Annotated in this window: 19 protein-coding genes; 9 read left to right on the top strand and 10 right to left on the bottom strand. The window is 65.1% G+C overall.

The window, feature by feature from the left end; translation table 11 throughout:
- Positions 1–14 precede the first annotated feature (14 nt).
- On the top strand, positions 15–842 hold the full coding sequence (locus tag IVB07_RS11775; RefSeq protein ID WP_018456698.1) for an FAD binding domain-containing protein: 828 nt from the start codon (positions 15–17) through the stop codon (positions 840–842).
- On the top strand, positions 839–3,565 hold the full coding sequence (locus tag IVB07_RS11770; RefSeq protein ID WP_018456699.1) for a molybdopterin cofactor-binding domain-containing protein: 2,727 nt from the start codon (positions 839–841) through the stop codon (positions 3,563–3,565). Before IVB07_RS11775 ends, IVB07_RS11770 begins: the two co-directional genes overlap by 4 nt.
- Here the strand turns inward: IVB07_RS11770 and uraD are convergent.
- From uraD to IVB07_RS11750, 4 genes are all read right to left on the bottom strand, one after another.
- Positions 3,562–4,449 carry a 2-oxo-4-hydroxy-4-carboxy-5-ureidoimidazoline decarboxylase gene (gene uraD, locus IVB07_RS11765; protein WP_018456700.1) on the bottom strand — a complete coding sequence of 296 codons (888 nt, stop codon included), beginning with the start codon at positions 4,447–4,449 and terminating at the stop codon, positions 3,562–3,564. The two genes, IVB07_RS11770 and uraD, sit on opposite strands and share 4 nt — an antisense overlap.
- A gap of 7 nt (positions 4,450–4,456) precedes the next feature.
- Positions 4,457–5,392 (bottom strand): allantoinase PuuE, encoded by a 936-nt coding sequence (gene puuE / locus IVB07_RS11760; protein ID WP_018456701.1) that lies wholly within the window; start codon positions 5,390–5,392, stop codon positions 4,457–4,459.
- Positions 5,393–5,806 carry a DUF3830 family protein gene (locus IVB07_RS11755; RefSeq protein WP_018456702.1) on the bottom strand — a complete coding sequence of 138 codons (414 nt, stop codon included), beginning with the start codon at positions 5,804–5,806 and terminating at the stop codon, positions 5,393–5,395. It abuts the gene before it with no gap.
- Between the two features lie 89 nt (positions 5,807–5,895).
- Entirely contained in the window at positions 5,896–6,174 is a 279-nt protein-coding gene (locus tag IVB07_RS11750; RefSeq protein ID WP_018456703.1) for a hypothetical protein, read from the bottom strand.
- Between the two features lie 227 nt (positions 6,175–6,401).
- On the opposite strand from IVB07_RS11750, the gene IVB07_RS11745 reads away from it, so the two are divergent.
- On the top strand, positions 6,402–6,620 hold the full coding sequence (locus tag IVB07_RS11745; RefSeq protein ID WP_007612884.1) for a hypothetical protein: 219 nt from the start codon (positions 6,402–6,404) through the stop codon (positions 6,618–6,620).
- A 923-nt stretch (positions 6,621–7,543) separates the two neighbouring features.
- On the opposite strand, the gene IVB07_RS11740 is transcribed toward IVB07_RS11745, so the two are convergent.
- Entirely contained in the window at positions 7,544–7,933 is a 390-nt protein-coding gene (locus IVB07_RS11740) for a hypothetical protein (RefSeq protein ID WP_247335410.1), read from the bottom strand.
- Between the two features lie 286 nt (positions 7,934–8,219).
- On the opposite strand from IVB07_RS11740, the gene IVB07_RS11735 reads away from it, so the two are divergent.
- Positions 8,220–8,477, top strand: a complete 258-nt coding sequence (locus IVB07_RS11735; RefSeq protein WP_085350586.1) for a DUF2798 domain-containing protein — start codon at positions 8,220–8,222, stop codon at positions 8,475–8,477.
- 50 nt (positions 8,478–8,527) lie between these two features.
- On the opposite strand, the gene IVB07_RS11730 is transcribed toward IVB07_RS11735, so the two are convergent.
- The 3 genes from IVB07_RS11730 to IVB07_RS11720 all read right to left on the bottom strand — a co-directional run bounded on the left by IVB07_RS11730 (position 8,528) and on the right by IVB07_RS11720 (position 11,766).
- Positions 8,528–10,315 carry a chloride channel protein gene (locus IVB07_RS11730; protein WP_085361046.1) on the bottom strand — a complete coding sequence of 596 codons (1,788 nt, stop codon included), beginning with the start codon at positions 10,313–10,315 and terminating at the stop codon, positions 8,528–8,530.
- Positions 10,316–10,327: 12 nt separating this feature from the next.
- The gene (locus IVB07_RS11725) at positions 10,328–10,981 is read right to left on the bottom strand and encodes a class II aldolase/adducin family protein (protein WP_198957640.1); all 654 of its coding nucleotides are present in this window, start codon (positions 10,979–10,981) and stop codon (positions 10,328–10,330) included.
- A 158-nt stretch (positions 10,982–11,139) separates the two neighbouring features.
- Complete coding sequence (locus IVB07_RS11720) at positions 11,140–11,766, bottom strand: MarC family protein (RefSeq protein WP_247335370.1); 627 nt, start codon at positions 11,764–11,766, stop codon at positions 11,140–11,142.
- An 89-nt stretch (positions 11,767–11,855) separates the two neighbouring features.
- On the opposite strand from IVB07_RS11720, the gene IVB07_RS11715 reads away from it, so the two are divergent.
- The 5 genes from IVB07_RS11715 to IVB07_RS11695 all read left to right on the top strand — a co-directional run bounded on the left by IVB07_RS11715 (position 11,856) and on the right by IVB07_RS11695 (position 15,842).
- Positions 11,856–12,062, top strand: a complete 207-nt coding sequence (locus tag IVB07_RS11715) for a hypothetical protein (protein WP_007601434.1) — start codon at positions 11,856–11,858, stop codon at positions 12,060–12,062.
- A 100-nt stretch (positions 12,063–12,162) separates the two neighbouring features.
- Positions 12,163–12,729 (top strand): ferritin-like domain-containing protein, encoded by a 567-nt coding sequence (locus IVB07_RS11710; protein ID WP_085384836.1) that lies wholly within the window; start codon positions 12,163–12,165, stop codon positions 12,727–12,729.
- 154 nt (positions 12,730–12,883) lie between these two features.
- Positions 12,884–13,267, top strand: coding sequence for an Hsp20/alpha crystallin family protein (locus IVB07_RS11705; RefSeq protein ID WP_007601432.1), 384 nt, complete (start codon positions 12,884–12,886; stop codon positions 13,265–13,267).
- Between the two features lie 8 nt (positions 13,268–13,275).
- Entirely contained in the window at positions 13,276–15,681 is a 2,406-nt protein-coding gene (lon, locus tag IVB07_RS11700) for an endopeptidase La (RefSeq protein WP_247767645.1), read from the top strand.
- Positions 15,682–15,686: 5 nt separating this feature from the next.
- Positions 15,687–15,842 carry a hypothetical protein gene (locus IVB07_RS11695; RefSeq protein WP_247295101.1) on the top strand — a complete coding sequence of 52 codons (156 nt, stop codon included), beginning with the start codon at positions 15,687–15,689 and terminating at the stop codon, positions 15,840–15,842.
- 70 nt (positions 15,843–15,912) lie between these two features.
- Here IVB07_RS11695 and IVB07_RS11690 read toward each other — a convergent pair whose 3' ends face one another.
- Positions 15,913–16,215: an HU family DNA-binding protein gene (locus tag IVB07_RS11690; RefSeq protein ID WP_007601427.1), complete on the bottom strand. Its 303-nt coding sequence runs from the start codon at positions 16,213–16,215 to the stop codon at positions 15,913–15,915.
- 357 nt (positions 16,216–16,572) lie between these two features.
- Positions 16,573–17,805 carry an acetyl-CoA C-acetyltransferase gene (locus tag IVB07_RS11685; RefSeq protein ID WP_247335377.1) on the bottom strand — a complete coding sequence of 411 codons (1,233 nt, stop codon included), beginning with the start codon at positions 17,803–17,805 and terminating at the stop codon, positions 16,573–16,575.
- Between the last annotated feature and the right edge of the window lie 29 nt (positions 17,806–17,834).

The following is a 17,834-nucleotide window of genomic DNA, read 5'->3' as shown; positions in this document are numbered from 1 at the left end:
GCGTTGGCGTCGCCATGGACTTGAATACCATCACAGCGGTCGCCCATCCGCAAACGCGCGCGCAGCTGCCCGTTTGGACGCCAGGTGATGCTTGGCTCGCGGGCGGCACCTGGCTGTTCTCGGAGCCGCAAGTTCACCTGACTCGGCTCATCGATCTCACCGACCTCAAATGGCCGGCGCTGACGGTCACCGAGAGCCATTTCAGCATCGCGGCCACCTGCACCGTTGCGCAGCTCGATGGATTCGCCTGCCCACCCGACTGGTTCGCGGCACCGCTGATCAACCAGTGCTGCCGCGCCTTCCTTGCTTCGTTCAAGATATGGAAGACGGCGACGGTCGGCGGCAATCTCTGCATGTCGCTGCCGGCGGGACCGATGATCTCGCTCACCGCGGCGCTGGAGGGCGTCTGCACCATCTGGAAGGCCGGCGGCGGCGAACAGATGATGCCCGTCATCGACTTCGTCACCGGCAACCAGCGTAACCTTCTGGCGCCGGGGGATCTGCTCCGGCAGATCGATATTCCGATCGCCGCGCTGAAGCGTCGTACGGCCTTCCGCCAGATCTCGCTGGCGCCGGTCGGCCGCTCGGCGGCGCTCCTGATCGGCAGTCTGGATGCCGATGGCACGCTGACGCTCACGGTCACCGCATCGACGGTGCGGCCGATCCGGTTGTCCTTTCGCGAGGCCCCCGACACGAAAGCGCTTCGCGACGCCATCGCGCAGCAGATTACGGACGATCTGTACCACACCGACATCCACGGCAAGCCGCTCTGGCGCAAGCACATGACATTGCGGCTTGCCGAAGAGATTCGCGACGAACTCCTCGGAGCACCGTCGTCATGAGCTTCGAGGTCAATGGCACGACGTTTCCGCAGGAGCCACGCGCCGGCCAGTGCCTGCGCACGTTCCTGCGCGAGCTCGGCCATTTCGGCGTGAAGAAGGGCTGCGACGCCGGCGATTGCGGCGCCTGCACCGTGCTGCTGGACGGCGAACCGGTGCATAGCTGTCTGATCCCGGCCTTCCGCGCCGAAGGTCGCGCCGTCACCACGATCGAAGGTCTGGACGGAGACGGCGGCGCGCACCCGATGCAGCAGGCTTTCCTCGATGCGCAGGGCTTTCAATGCGGCTTCTGCACCGCCGGCATGATCCTGACCTGCGCCTCGCTGAACCAGGCGCAGCGCACCGATCTCGGCGTCGCGCTGAAGGGCAATATCTGCCGCTGCACCGGCTATCGCGCCATCGAGGACGCGTTGCTAGGCAAGACCAACATCGAGGAGAGCGTCGAGGCCGGCGCCGCATTCGGCCGCAGCCTGCCGGCGCCAGCTGGCCCCGATGTCGTGCGCGGCAAGGCGCGCTACACGTTCGACACGCAGATCGACGGCCTGCTGCATATCAAGCTGCTCCGTTCGCCCCACGCCCACGCGAAGATCGTCGCGATCGACAAGTCGGACGCGCTGGGCGTTCCCGGCGTGCAGGCGGTGCTGACGCATGAGGATGCGCCTACGATCCTGCTCTCGACCGCGCGGCATGAGAAGGACTGGATGGATCCCGAGGACACTCGTGTTCTCGACGAAATCGTCCGCTTCATCGGCCAGAAGGTTGCCGCCGTCGTCGCAGACAGCGAAGCCGCCGCCGAGGACGCTTGCCGCCGGTTGAAGGTCGACTACGAGGTCCTCCCCGCGCTGATCGACCCTGAAATAGCAATGGCGCCCGGCGCACCCATCATTCATCCCGACCGCACCACCGCGAACCGCGTCGCCGACGCCCAGCGCAACCTTGCCGCGGAGACGCATGGCGAATTCGGCGACGTGGCGGCTGCGCTCGCGACATCTGCCGTCACCTTCGAGGGCACCTTCCATAGTCACCGTGTGCAGCATGCCGCGCTGGAAACCCATGGCGGCCTCGCCTGGCTCGATGCTTCCGGCGTGCTCAACGTTCGCACCTCGACGCAGGTGCCGTTCCTGACCCGGCGCGCGCTGTCTGATATCTTCGAGCTTCCCATGGACAAGGTTCGCGTCTTCTGCGAGCGCGTCGGCGGCGGCTTTGGAGGCAAGCAGGAGATGTTCGTCGAGGACATTCTGGCGCTCGCCGCGCTCAAGACCGGACGGCCGGTGAAGCTGGAGCTCACCCGGGAGGAGCAGTTCGTCGCAACCTCGACGCGGCACCCGATGCGGGTCCACGTCAAGGCCGGTGCCGACGCGGACGGCAAGCTCACCGCGCTCCAGCTCGACGTGCTCTCCAACACCGGCGCCTTCGGCAATCACGCCGGCCCGGTGATGTTCCACTCGCTGGCGGAATCCATCAGCGTCTACAATTGCCGGAACAAGCGGGTCGACGGCCACGCGGTCTACACCAATACAGTGCCGGCAGGCGCGTTTCGTGGTTACGGCTTGCCGCAAACACTGATCGCGGTCGAGGCCGCGATCGACGAACTGGCCAAGCAACTCGGCATCAGCCCTTACGAGATGCGCCGGCGCAACGTCGTCAAGCCCGGCGATCCCATGGTGTCCCCACCGCCGTCGGAATTTCACGACGTGTTCTACGGCTCCTACGGGCTCGACCAGTGCCTCGACCTCGTCGAGCGCGCGATGCAGGCCGATGGCCCGCAGCCGGACCTGTCGCCGGAGTGGCTGATCGGCGACGGCGTCGCGCTGACCATGATCGACACGGTGCCCCCGGCGGGCCATCTCGCGGACGCGATGGTCACCCTCAACGACGACGCCAGCTTCGACCTCACCGTCGGCACCGCCGAATTCGGCAACGGCACCAGCACCGTGCACCGGCAGATCGCGGCGACCACGCTTGCGACCACCGTCGACCGGATCCGCCTGCGCCAGTCCGACACCGCCCATGGCGGCCACGACACCGGCGCCTATGGCAGCGCCGGCATGTTCGTCGCCGGGAAGGCGACGCATGCGGCAGCCGTGCAGCTCGCAACCGAGCTGAAGGCGGCCGCCGCCGGCGCATGGCTCTGCGAAGTCGGCAGCTGCACGCTCGAGAGCGAGGCCGTCGTCAGTGGCGTGCGGCGTATGTCCTTTGTCGAGCTGGCAAAGCTCGCGCGCGAGCGCGGACAGCCGTTGGCAGGCGCCGGCAATTCCGGCGGGACGCCGCGTTCGGTCGGCTTCAACGTGCAGGGCTTTCGCGTCGCCGTGAACAAGGGCACCGGCGAGCTCCGGATTCTCAGGAGCGTGCATGCGGCGGACGCCGGCGTCGTCGCCAATCCCATGCAATGCCGCGGCCAGGTCGAAGGCGGTGTCGCGCAGGCGCTCGGTGCCGCGCTCTACGAGGAGATGGTGATCGACGCGGACGGCCGCGTCGCCAACCCCAAATTTCGCGACTATCACCTGCCCTCTTTCGCCGATGTCCCCCGCACCGAGGTCTTCTTCGCCGAGACCTCCGACACGATCGGCCCGCTGGGGGCGAAGTCGATGAGCGAGAGTCCGTACAATCCGGTCGCCGCCGCGCTCGGCAACGCGATTGCCGATGCCACCGGCATCCGCTTCACGGCGCCGCCCTACAAGCCGGACCGGCTGTTTCCGGCGCTGCACGAGAAGTTCGGCAATTAACTGCCGCGATAGGTCGAATAGCTCCACGGCGTGACGAGCAACGGCACGTGATAGTGGCTTTCCGGCTCGCTGATCGCAAAGCGTAGCGGGATCTCGTCGAGGAACGGCGGGTCGGTGAGCTGCACGTTGCGCTCGGCGTAATATTTGGCGACGCTAAACCGGAGCTCGTAGCGGCCGATCGGCAGCGGGCGGCCGCCAATCAGCGGCTGGTCGGTGCGGCCGTCCGCGTTGGTCACCGCGCGCGCAATCACGCGGCTCTCGCCGAGGTTCGCGAGCTCGACCAGCTCGACCGGAATGCCCGATGCGGGCTTGCCCGCGTGGTTGTCCAGCACATGGGTCGAGAGCCGGCCGTGCACTTTCAGCTTGTCGTCAGCACTGACGAGCTGGTCCAGCCGCAGCGCAGCGATGCGGGAGATTTCCTCGAGCGCGCGGCGTGTCTCGGTCTTGGCAATGTTCTGCAGTCGCGACTCGAAGTCACGCAGAATGGAGTCCTTGGTGTGCCGGCGCGCACAGACGATATAGGGGATACCGAATTTTTCGCGATACGCATTGTTCGCCCGCTCGAAGGCCGCATATTCGGTGTCCGACAGACGGTCTAGACCAGCGCTGCTCTGCTCGGCAGTCGAGTCAGGCGTGAGTCCCGCTGCGCGCTGGGTCTTGTTCGCGAGGTCGGGATGCGCGCGTATCAACGCCAGCTGCACCTCGGGCTCAGCGCTAGCGATCGCCGCCTTGATCGCGTCGAGCAGTGAATTGATGCCGGCAAACGGACGGCGCGCCGCCGCTTCTTGGGCAATCCAAGGCGAGTACTCGACCACGTTTTCAAGTACGGCCACGAAATCATCGAAGCTCGCGGCATTGAGATCAGACAAGGCGATCTGTGACATTGCTGCCCTATCCGATCTCGAAAGCATCGTCGGCAAGGCCCGCATGCTTGTCGTGCCAATGCTGGGCGATCTGCAACCGTGTCGGCACCCAGACGCGCTCGTGCTTGCCGATATAGTCGAGGAAGCGGATCAGCCCCGCCGCGCGGCCGGGGCGGCCGGCGAGACGACAATGCAGGCCGACCGACATCATCTTCGGCGCGCTCTCGCCTTCGGCATAGAGCACGTCGAAAGCATCCTTCAGATAGGTGAAGAACTGCTCGCCTTCGGCAAAGCCTTGCGGATTGATGAAGCGCATGTCGTTGGCGTCAAGCGTATAGGGAATGATGAGCTGCTTGCCGCTGGCGCCCTTGACCCAATAGGGCAGATCGTCGGCGTAGGAATCGCAGAGATAGAGGAAGCCGCCCTCCTCCATCAACAGACGGTTGGTGTTGATCGAGGAGCGTCCGGTGTACCAGCCGAGCGGCCGCGAGCCGGTCGCCGCAGTGTGGACGCGGATCGCTTCCGCGATCTCCGCGCGCTCCTGCGCCTCGGTCATGTCCTTGTGCTCGATCCACTTCAGGCTGTGGCTGGCGATGTCCCAGCCCGCTTCCTTCATGGCAGCTACGATTTCCGGATTGCGCTTCAGCGCTGTGGCGACGCCGAACACGGTAGTCGGCCACTTCCGCTCGCTGAACATCCGCCAGAGCCGCCAGAAGCCGGCGCGCGAGCCATACTCGAACATCGATTCGATATTGGCGTGGCGCTGGCCGGGCCAAGGCTGTGCGCCGAGCACGTCGGACAGAAACGCTTCCGAGGCCGGGTCGCCATGTAGGATGTTGTTTTCGCCGCCCTCCTCGAAATTGACGACGAACTGCACCGCGACCCGCGCGTTGCCGGGCCATTGCGGGTGCGGCGGGTTGCGGCCGTAACCGCGGAGATCGCGCGGGTAGCGGGCACCAGTCACTCAGACTTCCTCGAAGCGGATCGGCAGCGCGCCCTTCCACAGCACGCTCTTGCCGAGCGTCGCCAGATTCTGCAGGCCAGAGGTCAGCGTGATGAAATGGTTGCCGGCGAGTTGGCCCATCTTGCTCGCGAAGTGCACGCCGCCATAGGCCATCAGGATCTCGGTCTCGCTGATGCCGCCGGGATAGAGGATGATCTGGCCGGGCGCGGGATAACTGGTATGGTTCTCGTAACCGACACCGAAGTCCAAGTCGCCGAGCGGCATCCACACCCCCTCGCCGCTCCAGCGCACGTGGATGATGTGGCTTTCGAACGGCAGCGCCTTGCGGAACGCGGCGACAGTCTTCGGGGCCGCTTGCTCCTCGAAACGAGCATCGAAGGTGAAGTCGCCGGCGCGGATAACGAGTTTGGTCATCTCATCTCTCTGGATCGGGGGCGGTGGCCCCACGGGGAATTTTCAGGCAAAGAGCACTCCGTCGGGCTTCGCGCAAGGGGCGCGGCCCGTTACCTGCGGTCGTAGGACCAGCCGAAAACGCCACTCCGCCGCGTCTCGGGCTCCGGCTCGGCGGCGGGCTGCGGCGCCTCCCTCAGTTCCGCCTGCGGCGACGGAGGCGGCACAGGCAAATTCTCGCATTTCATGGAGTAGACCAGCTTGCCGTCCGCGGTCCGCCCGATCGGCGCGCAGGGGTCCGGATGCGCCGCCGATGTTTTTGGGGTCAGCTTGACCTGCGCCACGGCCGGCGAGGCGATCAGCAGAAGGACCAGCAGATATTTCGACATCATTGTCGCCTGAAAACCAGATTTGGCCCATTGAACCGGATTGGAGCAGGCAAGTCCACCGGTGCCACCGGTCGCGATTGCCGAATATTTAGCCGAGGCTAGAAAATTGGCTCGCCCCAATGTGATGTCGCGAGCGGTGATATCGGCCGGGCGCGTCGCCTTGTCAGCCGCGACGGCGACACACAAAACACACATCTCACAGCCGGGCGTCGTCACGGGAGAAAGAAACAATGCAAAAGACTTTCATCATTCTCGGCGCGACGCTGATTGCCGCCGCCACCATCCAGACTGCCGCGGCGAACGACCGCCGTCATGTCCGCAAGGCGCAGCCCCATCCCATCACCCAGTCGGTGCGCGACTCCAACGCCGCGCTCTGGCCGTCGCAGCCGACCGGGCCCGACTGGTCCCGCTATTCCAACGGCGCGATGTCTGCACCAGCGGGACGGTGATGCCGGAAGCCTAGCGCGATCAGCGAAACTGCCTCCACGTCGTCATTGCGAGGAGCTCTTGCGGCGAAGCAATCCAGACATTTTCCACGGATGCATTTCTGGATCGCTCGCTGCGATCGCAATGACGGAGTATGAGGCGGCAGCGCCACTCTTCCAGCTCGCATTTTTACTTGCAGACACAGCTTCGCGTTCTCGCGGCTGATTTCGCCCGAGCTTTGCTTGATCGCTCCACCCTCTTGTCCAAGAGGGCGCAGGGAAGGCCGGGTGCCGGCTGGCACCCGCGGTCCGCTGCGCGAAAAGCACACGCAGGAAAACCGCACAGCAGCATACAGGTGTAGCCAATCACTCGGCCTTCCCTGCGCGATGGTTGAACGGCTTATGCCGTGCTCTCTCGGGAGCCGAGTTCTCTTTGGCCTCCCTCGCCCCAACGAAAGTCACCGGCACCGCGCCGGTTGACGCGGATGCCGCATTCGCCAGGGCTTGACCGTAGCAACGACGGCCAGGACCACACGGTTTTGCCGTACGCACGGCTCGCCATTTCGCCGCAGTTTTTCCAGCCCTGTCGACGGAGCCGGAAACTTACAGACGAGACGAAGCCTAGCAGCGCCGCTCGTCGGAACGAAGCCTTGGGCTCACGGAGAGCAATCCGCCCTGCCCTTGGCCTCTCGCACCCGAACGCTGCCGCGTCCACCGCAAGCCCGGCTCGCGAACATGACGACCACAAGATCGCCCCTCAAGGATGAGCCGGGATGGGCGACACATACGCCAATTCCGAATTTCGGTAAAGCGGAATCTTTTTTTCTGGAGGGGATTGACGCGCCCGCGACACAGGTCGCGCAATGAGACGCCTCGCGCAGAAGCAACAAGGGGCGGTGCAAAACACCGCCCATTGGCGAGAACGAGACTGCGGCGAGGACAGGCGCCTAATACGGCTGATAATAGCCACGCGGACCATAGTAGGGACCGCCGCCGTAATATCTCTGGCCGCCGTAGTAAGGACCGGGACCGTAATTATAGCGGTCCTCGTAGTACTCCTGGCGCCTGCTCTCTGCGATCGCGCCGCCGATCAGACCTGCCGCCACGCCCATGAAAGCGAGGCCTGCAGCGTTCGGACCTCGCCGATAATAGTGGTGGCGGCGAGCCGCGCTGAAATCGGTGGCAGCCGGAGCGACCGAGCCCGCGGCAGCGGCTTTGGTGGGCGCGGGCGAGTTGGCAGCCGAAGGGGTGATCGGGGCCGTCATCAGAACAAGACTTGCGAAAGCTGCCAGCCCAACGCTGCGGCCGGCTGCGGAAATCATCGGTCCTTTATTCATCTTGACCTTCCTGTTCTCGCTCGAAGCGACATAATCAAACAAGACTAAACGTCCAAACCACTGAAATGGTTTCGTGATCGCGGCAATCTGCCACGCGTTGAACGATTGTAGATCGAACGTCCAGATCCAGCTTGAACCATCCAACATGAGCGGATAATGAACAGGCGCACCGTCTTTCGGTCGCCGTAAGCGTTTTACGTGAACCAACGCATCAACCGACGCCGTCGGGATCGATGCCATTCTTGGGTTCACCGTGACTGACGCGTCTTATTCCAAGAGAAACCAGATGATTGCGGTTCGCAAACTGCCGGCGCGCTATGCGTCGATCGTGATGCCATTTGTGCTGTCCATCCTCATGACAGCCGTGGTGTCGGTCATTTCCACCCTTCGAAGCCTCGGCGCAACGCCGGCGTTCCTCGCGACCTGGCCGGGCGCCTGGGCGCTGTCATGGCTCGTCGCCTTTCCGACGCTGCTGATGGTGCTGCCACTGGTCCGCCGGATCGTGGCTAGCGTCGTCGCTGCTCCCTTGCAGCCAGGCCGATAGCAGGCGCGGACGGCGGCGCATGACGCACGCCGTCCCGCTTCCGCGTGACCTTACGACAGCGCGCCGAGTACGCCGCGCGTCGCCTTGTCGATCTCCTCGACATAGCGGCGGCGGGCGAAGGTCTCGGTAAGGAAGCCGACCACCTTGCGGCTGTCGGTGGAATCGACCACCGCCAGCATCTCGGCCTCCGCCTCGTCGAACACCGCCATCGCCGACTTCACGTTCATTTCCGGGATCAGCACGATCTCGGTCAGGCGCGCGAGCTCGATCACCTGGATTTCGTCGGCGATGGTGTCGAGGTCGCCCGAGAACAGGTCGGGCAGCAGGACAAGGCCGACATATTCGTCCGCATTGTTGACGATGACGATCCCGGGCCGCGAGCCCAGCGCGAATTCGCGGCGGACCGCGGCGATCGTCGTGGTCGACGGCACCTTGCCAACATCTGAGCGCATCAGCCGCTCGACGGTGAGGTTGCGCAGCCAGCCGACGTCGTTGGCGCTGCGGATGGTCTCGCCGCGCAGATGCAGGCGCCAGGTCGAGAAGGAGTGCCCGAACATGAAGCGGACGCAGATCGAGGTGACGATGCAGCCGGCGAGCACCACGGCGGTAACGTCGACGTTGCGGGTCATCTCGAGCACGAGGAACGACATGGTCAAGGGACCGCCGACGATGGCGACGCCCAGCGTCGCCATGCCCGTCAGCATCGCGACCAGCGGATCGATCACGAAGTTCGGGCTGATCAAGAGCAGCACCGCGGAGAAGAACTTTCCGATCAGGCTGCCCACGAACAGCGAGGCAAAGAACAGGCCGCCGCGGAAACCGGAGGCGAGCGAGATCAGGCAGGCCGTCACCTTCAAGGCGATGATCAGCGCGATCAGGCCGATCGTCATGTCGTGAAAGAGATCGAGCACCATTGCGCCGTGGCCGGCCGCCAGCACCTGCGGCGTGACGATCGCAAAACCGCCGACGATGAGGCCGCCGATCACCGGGCGCAACCAGACCGGCAGCCATTTGAACAGGCGCTCGAACATCGAGGACGAGCGCATCACGGCGATGCCGACACCGCTGGTGACGAGCGCGAGACCGATCAGCGCGAGATATTGCTCGACGCCGACGGCGCTGACCTTGGGTATTTCGAGCGAGTATGGCGCGCCGCCGAGCCATTGCGCGGTCAGGGCGCCCGCGAGCGAGGCGGCGAGGATCGGCGCCGCGCTGCCGACCGAGTAGACGCCGACGATCAGCTCGCAGGCGTAGAAGGCGCCCGTGATCGGTGCACCGAAGGCCGCCGCGATCGCCGCAGCGGCACCGCAGCCGACGATCAGGCGCAGATCGTTGCGGCGCAGATTGAAGAACTTGCCGAGCAACGAGGCGATACCCGAGCCGATCTGGGTATAGCCGGCCTCGAGGCCGACGGAGGCGCCGCAGCCGTTCGAGATCAGCGTCTGGCTGGACACCACCACGCTGTCGCGCATCGACAGATTGCCGCCGCGCAGTGCGTTCGCCTCGATCGGATCGACCGCGCTGGAGAGCTTGAGCCGTCGCCGCCACCACTCCATGATCCCAAGCACCAACCCGCCCAGCGCGGGCGCGATCAGCGCGGCCCACGGACTGACGCTGGTATTGGCGGACAGGCGGACGTCGATGGGAATGCCGTAGATCACCATGTGGGCAATCTGCGCAATCTCGGCCATCAGCGTCACGATGGCGCCGGCGAGCGTGCCGATCACCAGCGCCAGCGGGATCAGATAGAATTCGTTGCTGCGTAGCAGCGCCCGCAGCCGAACCATGATGCGGTTCGTCCCCTTGCGGTCGGCGAGATGTCTGATCCGCAGGAACACGTTCTGTCCGCCCTACCCTTCCGACATGCCGTAACCGGACATGCGCTGGCGGACCCGCTCGATCTCGGCGCTCGACAGCAGCGGCGGCTCTCCGATCTGGAGACAGCCGTGATATTGCCGCGCCAGCGTCTCGACCTCGACCGCGAGCCACATCGCCTTGTCCAGCGACTTGCCGATCGCGATCATGCCGTGATGGTCGAGCAGGCAGGCAAGTCGGCCCTCCAGCGCCCGCACGGCATGTTCGGACAGCTCCGCCGTTCCGAAGGTGGCATAGGGCGCGCAGCGGATGCTGTCGCCGCCGGCGGCCGCGATCATGTAGTGCACGGGCGGGATCTCCAGGCCCATGATCGCCAGGATGGTGCAATAGGTCGGATGGGCGTGGACGACGGCGTCGACGTCTGGCCGGGCCTTCAGGATGTCGAGGTGGAAGCGCCACTCGCTGGACGGCTTCTGATCGGGCGCGTGCGAGCCGTCCATCGTCATGAACACGATCTGGTCCGGCGTCATGGCGTCGTAGGGCACGCTGGTCGGGGTGACCAGAAGCCCGTCCACATGCCGGACGCTGATATTGCCCGAGGTGCCCTGGTTGATGCCGAGCGCATTCATGCGGCGGCAGGCGCCGATGATGGCCTGTCTCTTGTCGAGCTCGTCCGCTGTCATCGACATCTCGATTTCCTGACGATGGGCGCCTGTCAGACGGGGAGTACGTCAAGCAATATGGCAGCGCAAGAGAAAGCGGACCGGATCGCGCGCGATCCCGCCAGCCGCCTCATGGCATCATGGAATAAACATGAAAATCAACGCATTAACAGATTGTCGCAGCTCTACGGCAAGCTTGCCCGGACCGCAGCGATGCCGTTGATCACGAACTGCACCGAATAGGCCGCGAGCAGCATGCCGAGCACGCGCGAGAGGACGGCGTTGCCGGTGCGCCCGAGGCTCCGCGCGATCATGTTCGCGGAGACAAAGCAGAGCATGCAGAGCAGGCACACGGCGAGCACGACCGCGATGATGATCGCGAGCCTCGGTCCGTAGCCGGCATCGCCGGTCAGGAGCAGCGTGGTCGCGATCGCGCCGGGACCGGCCATCATCGGGATCGCCAGCGGGAATACCGCGACGTCGGAGGCATGCTCCGAGGTTGCCTTATCGGCCTCGCGGGCCTCGCGATGCGGACGGTCGCCGAAGATCATCTGGTAGGACACGCCGAACAGCAGCAGCCCGCCGGCGATCTGGAAGGCGGGGATGCCGATCCCGAGCTGGCGCAGCAGCCAGTTTCCGATCAGGGCGATCACCACCAGGATCGACGCCGCAATCAGCGGCGCACGCAGCGCGATGGTGCGCATGGTCTTGTCGGGCATGCCTCCGGTCGCAGCGAGGAAGGCCGGCGCAAGGCCCACCGGATCGACCACGAGCAGCAGCGTCACGAACGCGGACAGGGTGAAGTCGATCATGTCTCGGTGGGCTCCCTGGACGCAGGAACGATGGCTGGCGGACTGACTTAGCCCGATAGAACCGCTTTGAAAATCACCGGAGATGCACAATGAGTGACAGTGGAATTGGAATGTTGCTGGGTCACCTTTCGGGCAACCTGCTCTGGCTCTGGTTCATCGGTGCCTTCGTGCTCGGTGCGGTCCTCGTCTACGGCGTGGCGAAGGCGGGGCGCCTGCGGCGCCGCGAGCGCGCGCAGCTCGACCGCAACACCGAGGCGCGGCAGCGGCAGGAAGATCCCTACAAGCGCCCGACCTGAGCGCAGGCTGCAGTTTGGAACTTTCGTTCTCCGAAAGCTTTTGATCGCCTGAGGATTGCGGAAGGCGATGCCTTCGCGCGTCACCTCAAGAGGAGGATGTATGGCAAAACGAGCAAAGAAGCGCACAAGCAAGAAATCGTCGACGGGCCGCGCCCGTCAGGCGCCGAAGATGTTGAGCGACCTATTCCTGGAGACGCTCAAGGACATCTATTTCGCCGAGAACAAGATCATCAAGACCCTGCCCAAGATGGCCAAGGCTGCCAACTCGAAGGAGCTCGCGGCGGCTTTCAACAAGCATCTGCGCGAGACCCAGGGCCAGGTCAAACGTCTGGACCAGATCTTTAAGATGCTGGGCAAGCCGGCCCGCGGCAAGCCTTGCGAAGCGATCAACGGCATCACCGACGAAGGTGCCGAGATCATGAAGGAGTTCAAGAACGCGCCTGCGCTCGACGCCGGCCTGCTCGCAGCCGCGCAGGCGGTCGAGCACTACGAAATCTCCCGCTACGGCACGCTGCGCACCTGGGCCGAGGAGCTCGGCATGCAGGACGCGGCAAAGCTGCTGCAGGCGACGCTGGACGAGGAAGAGGCGACCGATCACGCCCTGACCGAGCTCGCCACCTCCGTGATCAACCTCGAGGCGGAAGAGGAATACCGCCAGGCGGCCTGAGGCACACATAGGGTGACGACGGAACGCCGCGGCCCGGAAGGCCGCGGCGCTTGTTTTCGGATCGCACGATCCGCATGGCACCTGCGCGCAGCCGGGCTGGAATTCTCGGGAACCGGCCCCATATTCAGCGTTCCTCACCCGCCGAGCCCGCATCATGCAACCCAAAAATCCCCTCGACTGGATGCTGTCCGAAGCCTTGGACTCGCTGACCCGCGCCGAACGGCTGCGCCAGCAGTTCGGCCGGCAGGAAGCCTGCTGGGAGCCGCCGATCGACGTGCTCGAAACCGAGCATGAGCTCCTGATCCTGGTCGCGCTTCCCGGCGTCAATCCCGACAATGTCGAGACTGTCATCCATGACGGCGTGCTCGTCATCTCCGGCCAGCGCACCCTTCCGCCAGAGCTTCGCAACGCCCGCATCCACCGGCTCGAACTGCCGCAGGGGCGTTTTGAGCGCCGCATTGCATTGCCCGTTGGCCGTTACGCCATCAGCCGCTTCGTGATGGACGGCTGCGTCGCGCTGCGCCTCGCCAAATCCTGAGGTCGATCATGACCACCGAACCAATGAATACCGCACCGACCAATCCCCAGAGCAATTCCGAGGTGAAGATTCCCGAAGACGCGCTGATCATCATTCCCGTGCGCGAAATGGTGCTGTTCCCCGGCGCCATCGCGCCGATCGCGATCGCGCGGCCGAAGTCGGTCGCCGCCGCGCAACAGGCGCTGCGCGAGCAGCGACCGGTCGGCATCGTCCTGCAACGCAGCCCCGAGACCGAGGAGCCCGGACCGGACGACCTCTATCGGGTCGCGACCATCGCCAACATCGTGCGCTACATCACCGCGCCCGACGGCACCCATCACATCGTCTGCCAGGGCGTGCAGCGCGCGCGCATCCTCGACTTCCTGCCGGGGACGCCGTTCCCGGCCGCGCGGATCCAGCAGATTCCGGAGCCGACCACCAGCACGCCCGAGATCGAGGCCCGCGGGCTGAACCTGCAGCGCCAGGCCATCGAGGCGATCGAGCTGCTGCCGCAGGCGCCGCCCGAACTGGTCGCGATGTTCCAGGGCACCACGGCGCCCGGCGCGCTGGCGGACCTGGCGACCTCGTTCATGGACATCAAGCCGCAGGACAAGCAGGAGGTGCTGGAGACCATCGACCTCGCTCTGCGTGTCGAGAAGGTGTCGAAGCATCTGGCCGAACGGCTGGAGGTGCTGCGCATCAGCAACGAGATCGGCCAGCAGACCCGCGCCAGCTTCGACGAGCGGCAGCGCGAAGCGATCCTGCGCGAGCAGATGGCGACCATTCAGCGCCAGCTCGGCGAAGGCGACGGCAAGGCGGCCGAGGTGGCCGAGCTGACCGCTGCCATCGCCAAGGCCAACATGCCGCCCGAGGCCGATGCACATGCGAAGAAGGAGCTGCGCCGCTACGAGCGCATGCCGGAGGCCGCCGGCGAGGCCGGCATGGTCCGCACTTACCTGGACTGGCTGATCGAGCTGCCGTGGGCACTGCCCGCGGAGAAGCCGATCGACATCAAGGAAGCGCGCCGCATCCTCGACGCCGATCACTTTGGCCTGGAGAAGATCAAGAGCCGGATCATCGAATATCTGGCGGTGCGCAAGCTGGCGCCGCAGGGCAAGGCGCCGATCCTGTGCTTCGTCGGACCGCCCGGCGTCGGCAAGACCTCGCTCGGCCAGTCCATCGCACGCGCGATGGACCGTCCCTTCGTGCGCGTCAGCCTCGGCGGCGTGCATGACGAGGCCGAGATCCGCGGCCACCGGCGCACCTATATCGGCGCGCTGCCTGGCAACATCATCCAGGGCATCAAGAAGGCCGGCGCCCGGAACTGCGTCATGATGCTGGACGAGATCGACAAGATGGGCCGCGGCGTGCAGGGCGATCCTTCCGCCGCGATGCTGGAGGTGCTCGACCCCGAGCAGAACGGGACGTTCCGGGACAATTACCTGGGCGTGCCCTTCGACCTGTCGCGCGTGGTGTTCATCGCGACCGCCAATATGCTGGACCAGATCCCGGGTCCGTTGCTGGACCGCATGGAGCTGATCAGCCTCGCCGGCTACACCGAGGATGAGAAGCTGGAGATCGCCAAGCGCTATCTGGTGCGCCGGCAGCTCGAGGCCAACGGCTTGACCGCCGAGCAGGCCGAGATCGAGCCGGAGGCGCTGAAGCTGGTGGTCAAGGGCTACACCCGCGAAGCCGGCGTGCGTAACCTCGAGCGGGAGATCGGAAAGCTGTTCCGCCATGCTGCCGTGCAGGTCGCCGAGGGCACGGCTGCCAAGATCGTCGTGACGCCAAAGGACATCGGCACTGTGCTCGGCCAGCCGCGCTTCGAAGGCGAGATCGCGCAGCGCACCAGCATTCCAGGCGTGGCCACTGGCCTGGCCTGGACGCCGGTCGGCGGCGACATCCTGTTCATCGAGGCCTCGCGGGTATCAGGCCGCGGCGGCATGATCCTGACCGGCCAGCTCGGCGAGGTCATGCGCGAGAGCGTGCAGGCTGCGATGACGCTGGTGAAGAGCAAGGCCACGCAGCTCGGCATCGATCCGCAGCTGTTCGAAAAGAGCGACATCCACGTTCACGTGCCGGCAGGCGCGACCCCGAAGGACGGACCGAGCGCGGGCGTTGCGATGTTCACGGCGCTGACGTCCCTGCTCACCAATCGCACGGTGCGCAGCGACACCGCCATGACCGGCGAGATCTCGCTGCGCGGCCTGGTGCTGCCGGTCGGTGGCATCAAGGAGAAGGTGGTGGCAGCCGCGGCCGCGGGCCTGAAGCGGGTGATGCTGCCAGCGCGCAACAAGCGAGATTACGACGATATCCCGCAGAGCGCGCGGGACAACCTCGAATTCATCTGGCTGGAGCGCGTCGACGAAGCCATCGCCGCGGCGCTCGAGCCGGCCGAGGCCAAAATCGAGGCCAAGGTCGAAGCGGCGGAGTGAATGCGATGAAGAAACTGCTGGAAAAAGCGAAGCAATCGCGAAAGACGCAGCGGTTGCGCCAGTTGCTCGATCGCGCCATAGACGGGGTTCGCGATGCGCTGGCGGCATCCGGACCGCGGCTTCAGCCGATCCCGGTCCGCGCGAAGCGCCGCAAGGGTTGAGCCCTCCGTCTCAAGTCCTCGCGACAGCCCCGAACAAAAGGCCCCCTCGCTCGAGGGGGCCTTTGCGTTGTTAGCCCACGGCGTCCTTGGCGGCCTTGACCGGGCGGGCGCGGACGATCTTCCGGGCCGGCTTGGCCTTGAACATCATCTCTTCGCCCGTGAACGGGTTGGTGCCCTTGCGCGCCTTGGTGGCGGGCTTCTTGATGACCACGAACTTGGCGAAGCCCGGCACCAGGAACAGGCCGTTCTTCTTGAGCTCCTTGTGACCGACGTCGGTCAGCGTCTCCATGACGCTCTTGACGTCACGCTTGGAAAGCTCGGTGGTGGTCGCGATCTTTTCGATCAGCTGCGATTTCGACATTTGGGTGGCCATCGTGTCTCCTCTGATTCGTTGACGGCTGCATATTAGACCAACCGGTGAAGGCCTATAGCCTTCTGCACAGTTTTGTCGGGGTTTTACGGGCTTTTTTGGCCCTCTGTGGCAAAAAACCCTGCTTTTTAGCCACTTCCGGAGCGGGAGAAGCCTCAGGCAGCGGATTTTACCTTGTTTCAAAGGCCCGCACGCAGCCTTGCTAAAGCTGATTCGATGCTTTCGACAAGCGATGACCGGCCTCTTTGTCGGAGTCCGGTCGCGATTCACCCTGGAAAATAAGCCTAGATCGTCGTGATGTGGCGATCGCGGGTACTTTCTCTCCCTTATTTCTAGGGAGCGCGACGAGCTTCGCTCGCGCTAGATACGTTCGATGATGACGGCCGGGGCCATGCCACCGGCCGCGCACATGGTGACGAGACCGCGCTTCAAGTCGCGCCGTTCAAGCTCGTCGAGCAGGGTGCCGATCAGGATCGAGCCGGTGGCGCCGATGGGATGGCCGAGCGCGATCGAGCCGCCGTTGACGTTGACCTTGGCGCGGTCGAGCTTGAGGTCGCGGATGTATTTTTCCGCAACCACGGCAAAGGCCTCGTTGATCTCGAACAGGTCGATGTCGTCGATGGTCAGCCCCGCCTTCGCCAACACCTTGCGCGTCGCCGGCACCGGCGCGTTCAGCATCAGCGTCGGCGAGTCCCCCATATTCGCCATCGCGACGACGCGGGCGCGCGGCTTCAGGCCGTGCGCCCTGGCGTAAGCGGGCGAAGCCAGAAGGATCGCGGCGGCGCCGTCGACGACGCCGGACGAGTTGCCGGCGTGGTGCATGAAGTCGATCTCGAGGTCGGGGTATTTCTGCAGGATCAGGCCGCGATAGGTCGTGCCCCTGTCGTCGAGCGCATGGTCGGCGACTGCGGGGAATGCGGGCTTCAAAGCGCTCAGCCCTTCCATCGTGGTCTGCGGCCGCGGATATTCTTCATGGTCGAGCGCGAGGCTGCCGTCCTCGCGATGCACCGGCACGAGGCTCTTCTTGAAGTGGCCGTTCGCGATCGCATGCGCGGCACGCTTCTGACTTTCGAGGCCGAGCGCGTCGACGTCCCTTCGCGTGATGCCTTCCAGCGTCGCGATCGCGTCGGCGCAGACGCCCTGATGCGACTGCGGATGCCGCGCTCGCAGGCGCAGATTGCCGTTGTCCATCATCATCGGACCGCCGCCGCGGCGTCCTTCCATCGACATCATCTCGCAGCCGCCGGCGACGACGAGGTCCTCCGTGCCCGACATGATCGAGCTTGCGGCCATGTTGACGGCGGTGATGCCGGAGCCGCAGAAGCGGTCGAGCGTTACGGCACTCGCGCGCACGTCGTAGCCGGCGTCCAGCGCCGACATGCGGCCGAGATCGCCGCCTTGCGTTGCGACCTGCGCGCTGCAGCCCCAGATGACGTCGTCGACGTCGGCGGTGTCGATGCCGGTGCGCGTCGCGAGCGCGCGCAGCACGGTTGCTCCCAGCTGCTGCGGATGAATGCCCGAGAGCGCCCCCTTGCCGGCCTTGCCAACGCCCCGCGGGGTCCGGCAGGCATCGATGATGAGTGCGTCGATCATTGGCATTATCCTCTTGTTGAACGGTTGGA

This window comes from Bradyrhizobium sp. 172, from assembly GCF_023101065.1.
Taxonomy (GTDB): Bacteria; Pseudomonadota; Alphaproteobacteria; order Rhizobiales; family Xanthobacteraceae; genus Bradyrhizobium; species Bradyrhizobium canariense_D.
The sequence above is the reverse complement of the archived record's forward strand: the minus strand, read 5'-3'. Positions and strand labels throughout refer to the sequence as shown.

Bases quoted from the DNA above. Each gene is read 5' to 3' on its own strand.
- IVB07_RS11775 (WP_018456698.1), top strand. From the start codon at position 15: ATGGACTTGAATACCATCACAGCGGTCGCCCATCCGCAAACGCGCGCG.
- IVB07_RS11770 (WP_018456699.1), top strand. From the start codon at position 839: ATGAGCTTCGAGGTCAATGGCACGACGTTTCCGCAGGAGCCACGCGCC.
- uraD (WP_018456700.1), bottom strand. From the start codon at position 4,449: ATGTCACAGATCGCCTTGTCTGATCTCAATGCCGCGAGCTTCGATGAT.
- IVB07_RS11755 (WP_018456702.1), bottom strand. From the start codon at position 5,806: ATGACCAAACTCGTTATCCGCGCCGGCGACTTCACCTTCGATGCTCGT.
- IVB07_RS11750 (WP_018456703.1), bottom strand. From the start codon at position 6,174: ATGATGTCGAAATATCTGCTGGTCCTTCTGCTGATCGCCTCGCCGGCC.
- IVB07_RS11745 (WP_007612884.1), top strand. From the start codon at position 6,402: ATGCAAAAGACTTTCATCATTCTCGGCGCGACGCTGATTGCCGCCGCC.
- IVB07_RS11740 (WP_247335410.1), bottom strand. From the start codon at position 7,933: ATGAATAAAGGACCGATGATTTCCGCAGCCGGCCGCAGCGTTGGGCTG.
- IVB07_RS11735 (WP_085350586.1), top strand. From the start codon at position 8,220: ATGATTGCGGTTCGCAAACTGCCGGCGCGCTATGCGTCGATCGTGATG.
- IVB07_RS11725 (WP_198957640.1), bottom strand. From the start codon at position 10,981: ATGTCGATGACAGCGGACGAGCTCGACAAGAGACAGGCCATCATCGGC.
- IVB07_RS11720 (WP_247335370.1), bottom strand. From the start codon at position 11,766: ATGATCGACTTCACCCTGTCCGCGTTCGTGACGCTGCTGCTCGTGGTC.
- IVB07_RS11715 (WP_007601434.1), top strand. From the start codon at position 11,856: ATGAGTGACAGTGGAATTGGAATGTTGCTGGGTCACCTTTCGGGCAAC.
- IVB07_RS11710 (WP_085384836.1), top strand. From the start codon at position 12,163: ATGGCAAAACGAGCAAAGAAGCGCACAAGCAAGAAATCGTCGACGGGC.
- IVB07_RS11705 (WP_007601432.1), top strand. From the start codon at position 12,884: ATGCAACCCAAAAATCCCCTCGACTGGATGCTGTCCGAAGCCTTGGAC.
- lon (WP_247767645.1), top strand. From the start codon at position 13,276: ATGACCACCGAACCAATGAATACCGCACCGACCAATCCCCAGAGCAAT.
- IVB07_RS11695 (WP_247295101.1), top strand. From the start codon at position 15,687: ATGAAGAAACTGCTGGAAAAAGCGAAGCAATCGCGAAAGACGCAGCGG.
- IVB07_RS11690 (WP_007601427.1), bottom strand. From the start codon at position 16,215: ATGGCCACCCAAATGTCGAAATCGCAGCTGATCGAAAAGATCGCGACC.
- IVB07_RS11685 (WP_247335377.1), bottom strand. From the start codon at position 17,805: ATGATCGACGCACTCATCATCGATGCCTGCCGGACCCCGCGGGGCGTT.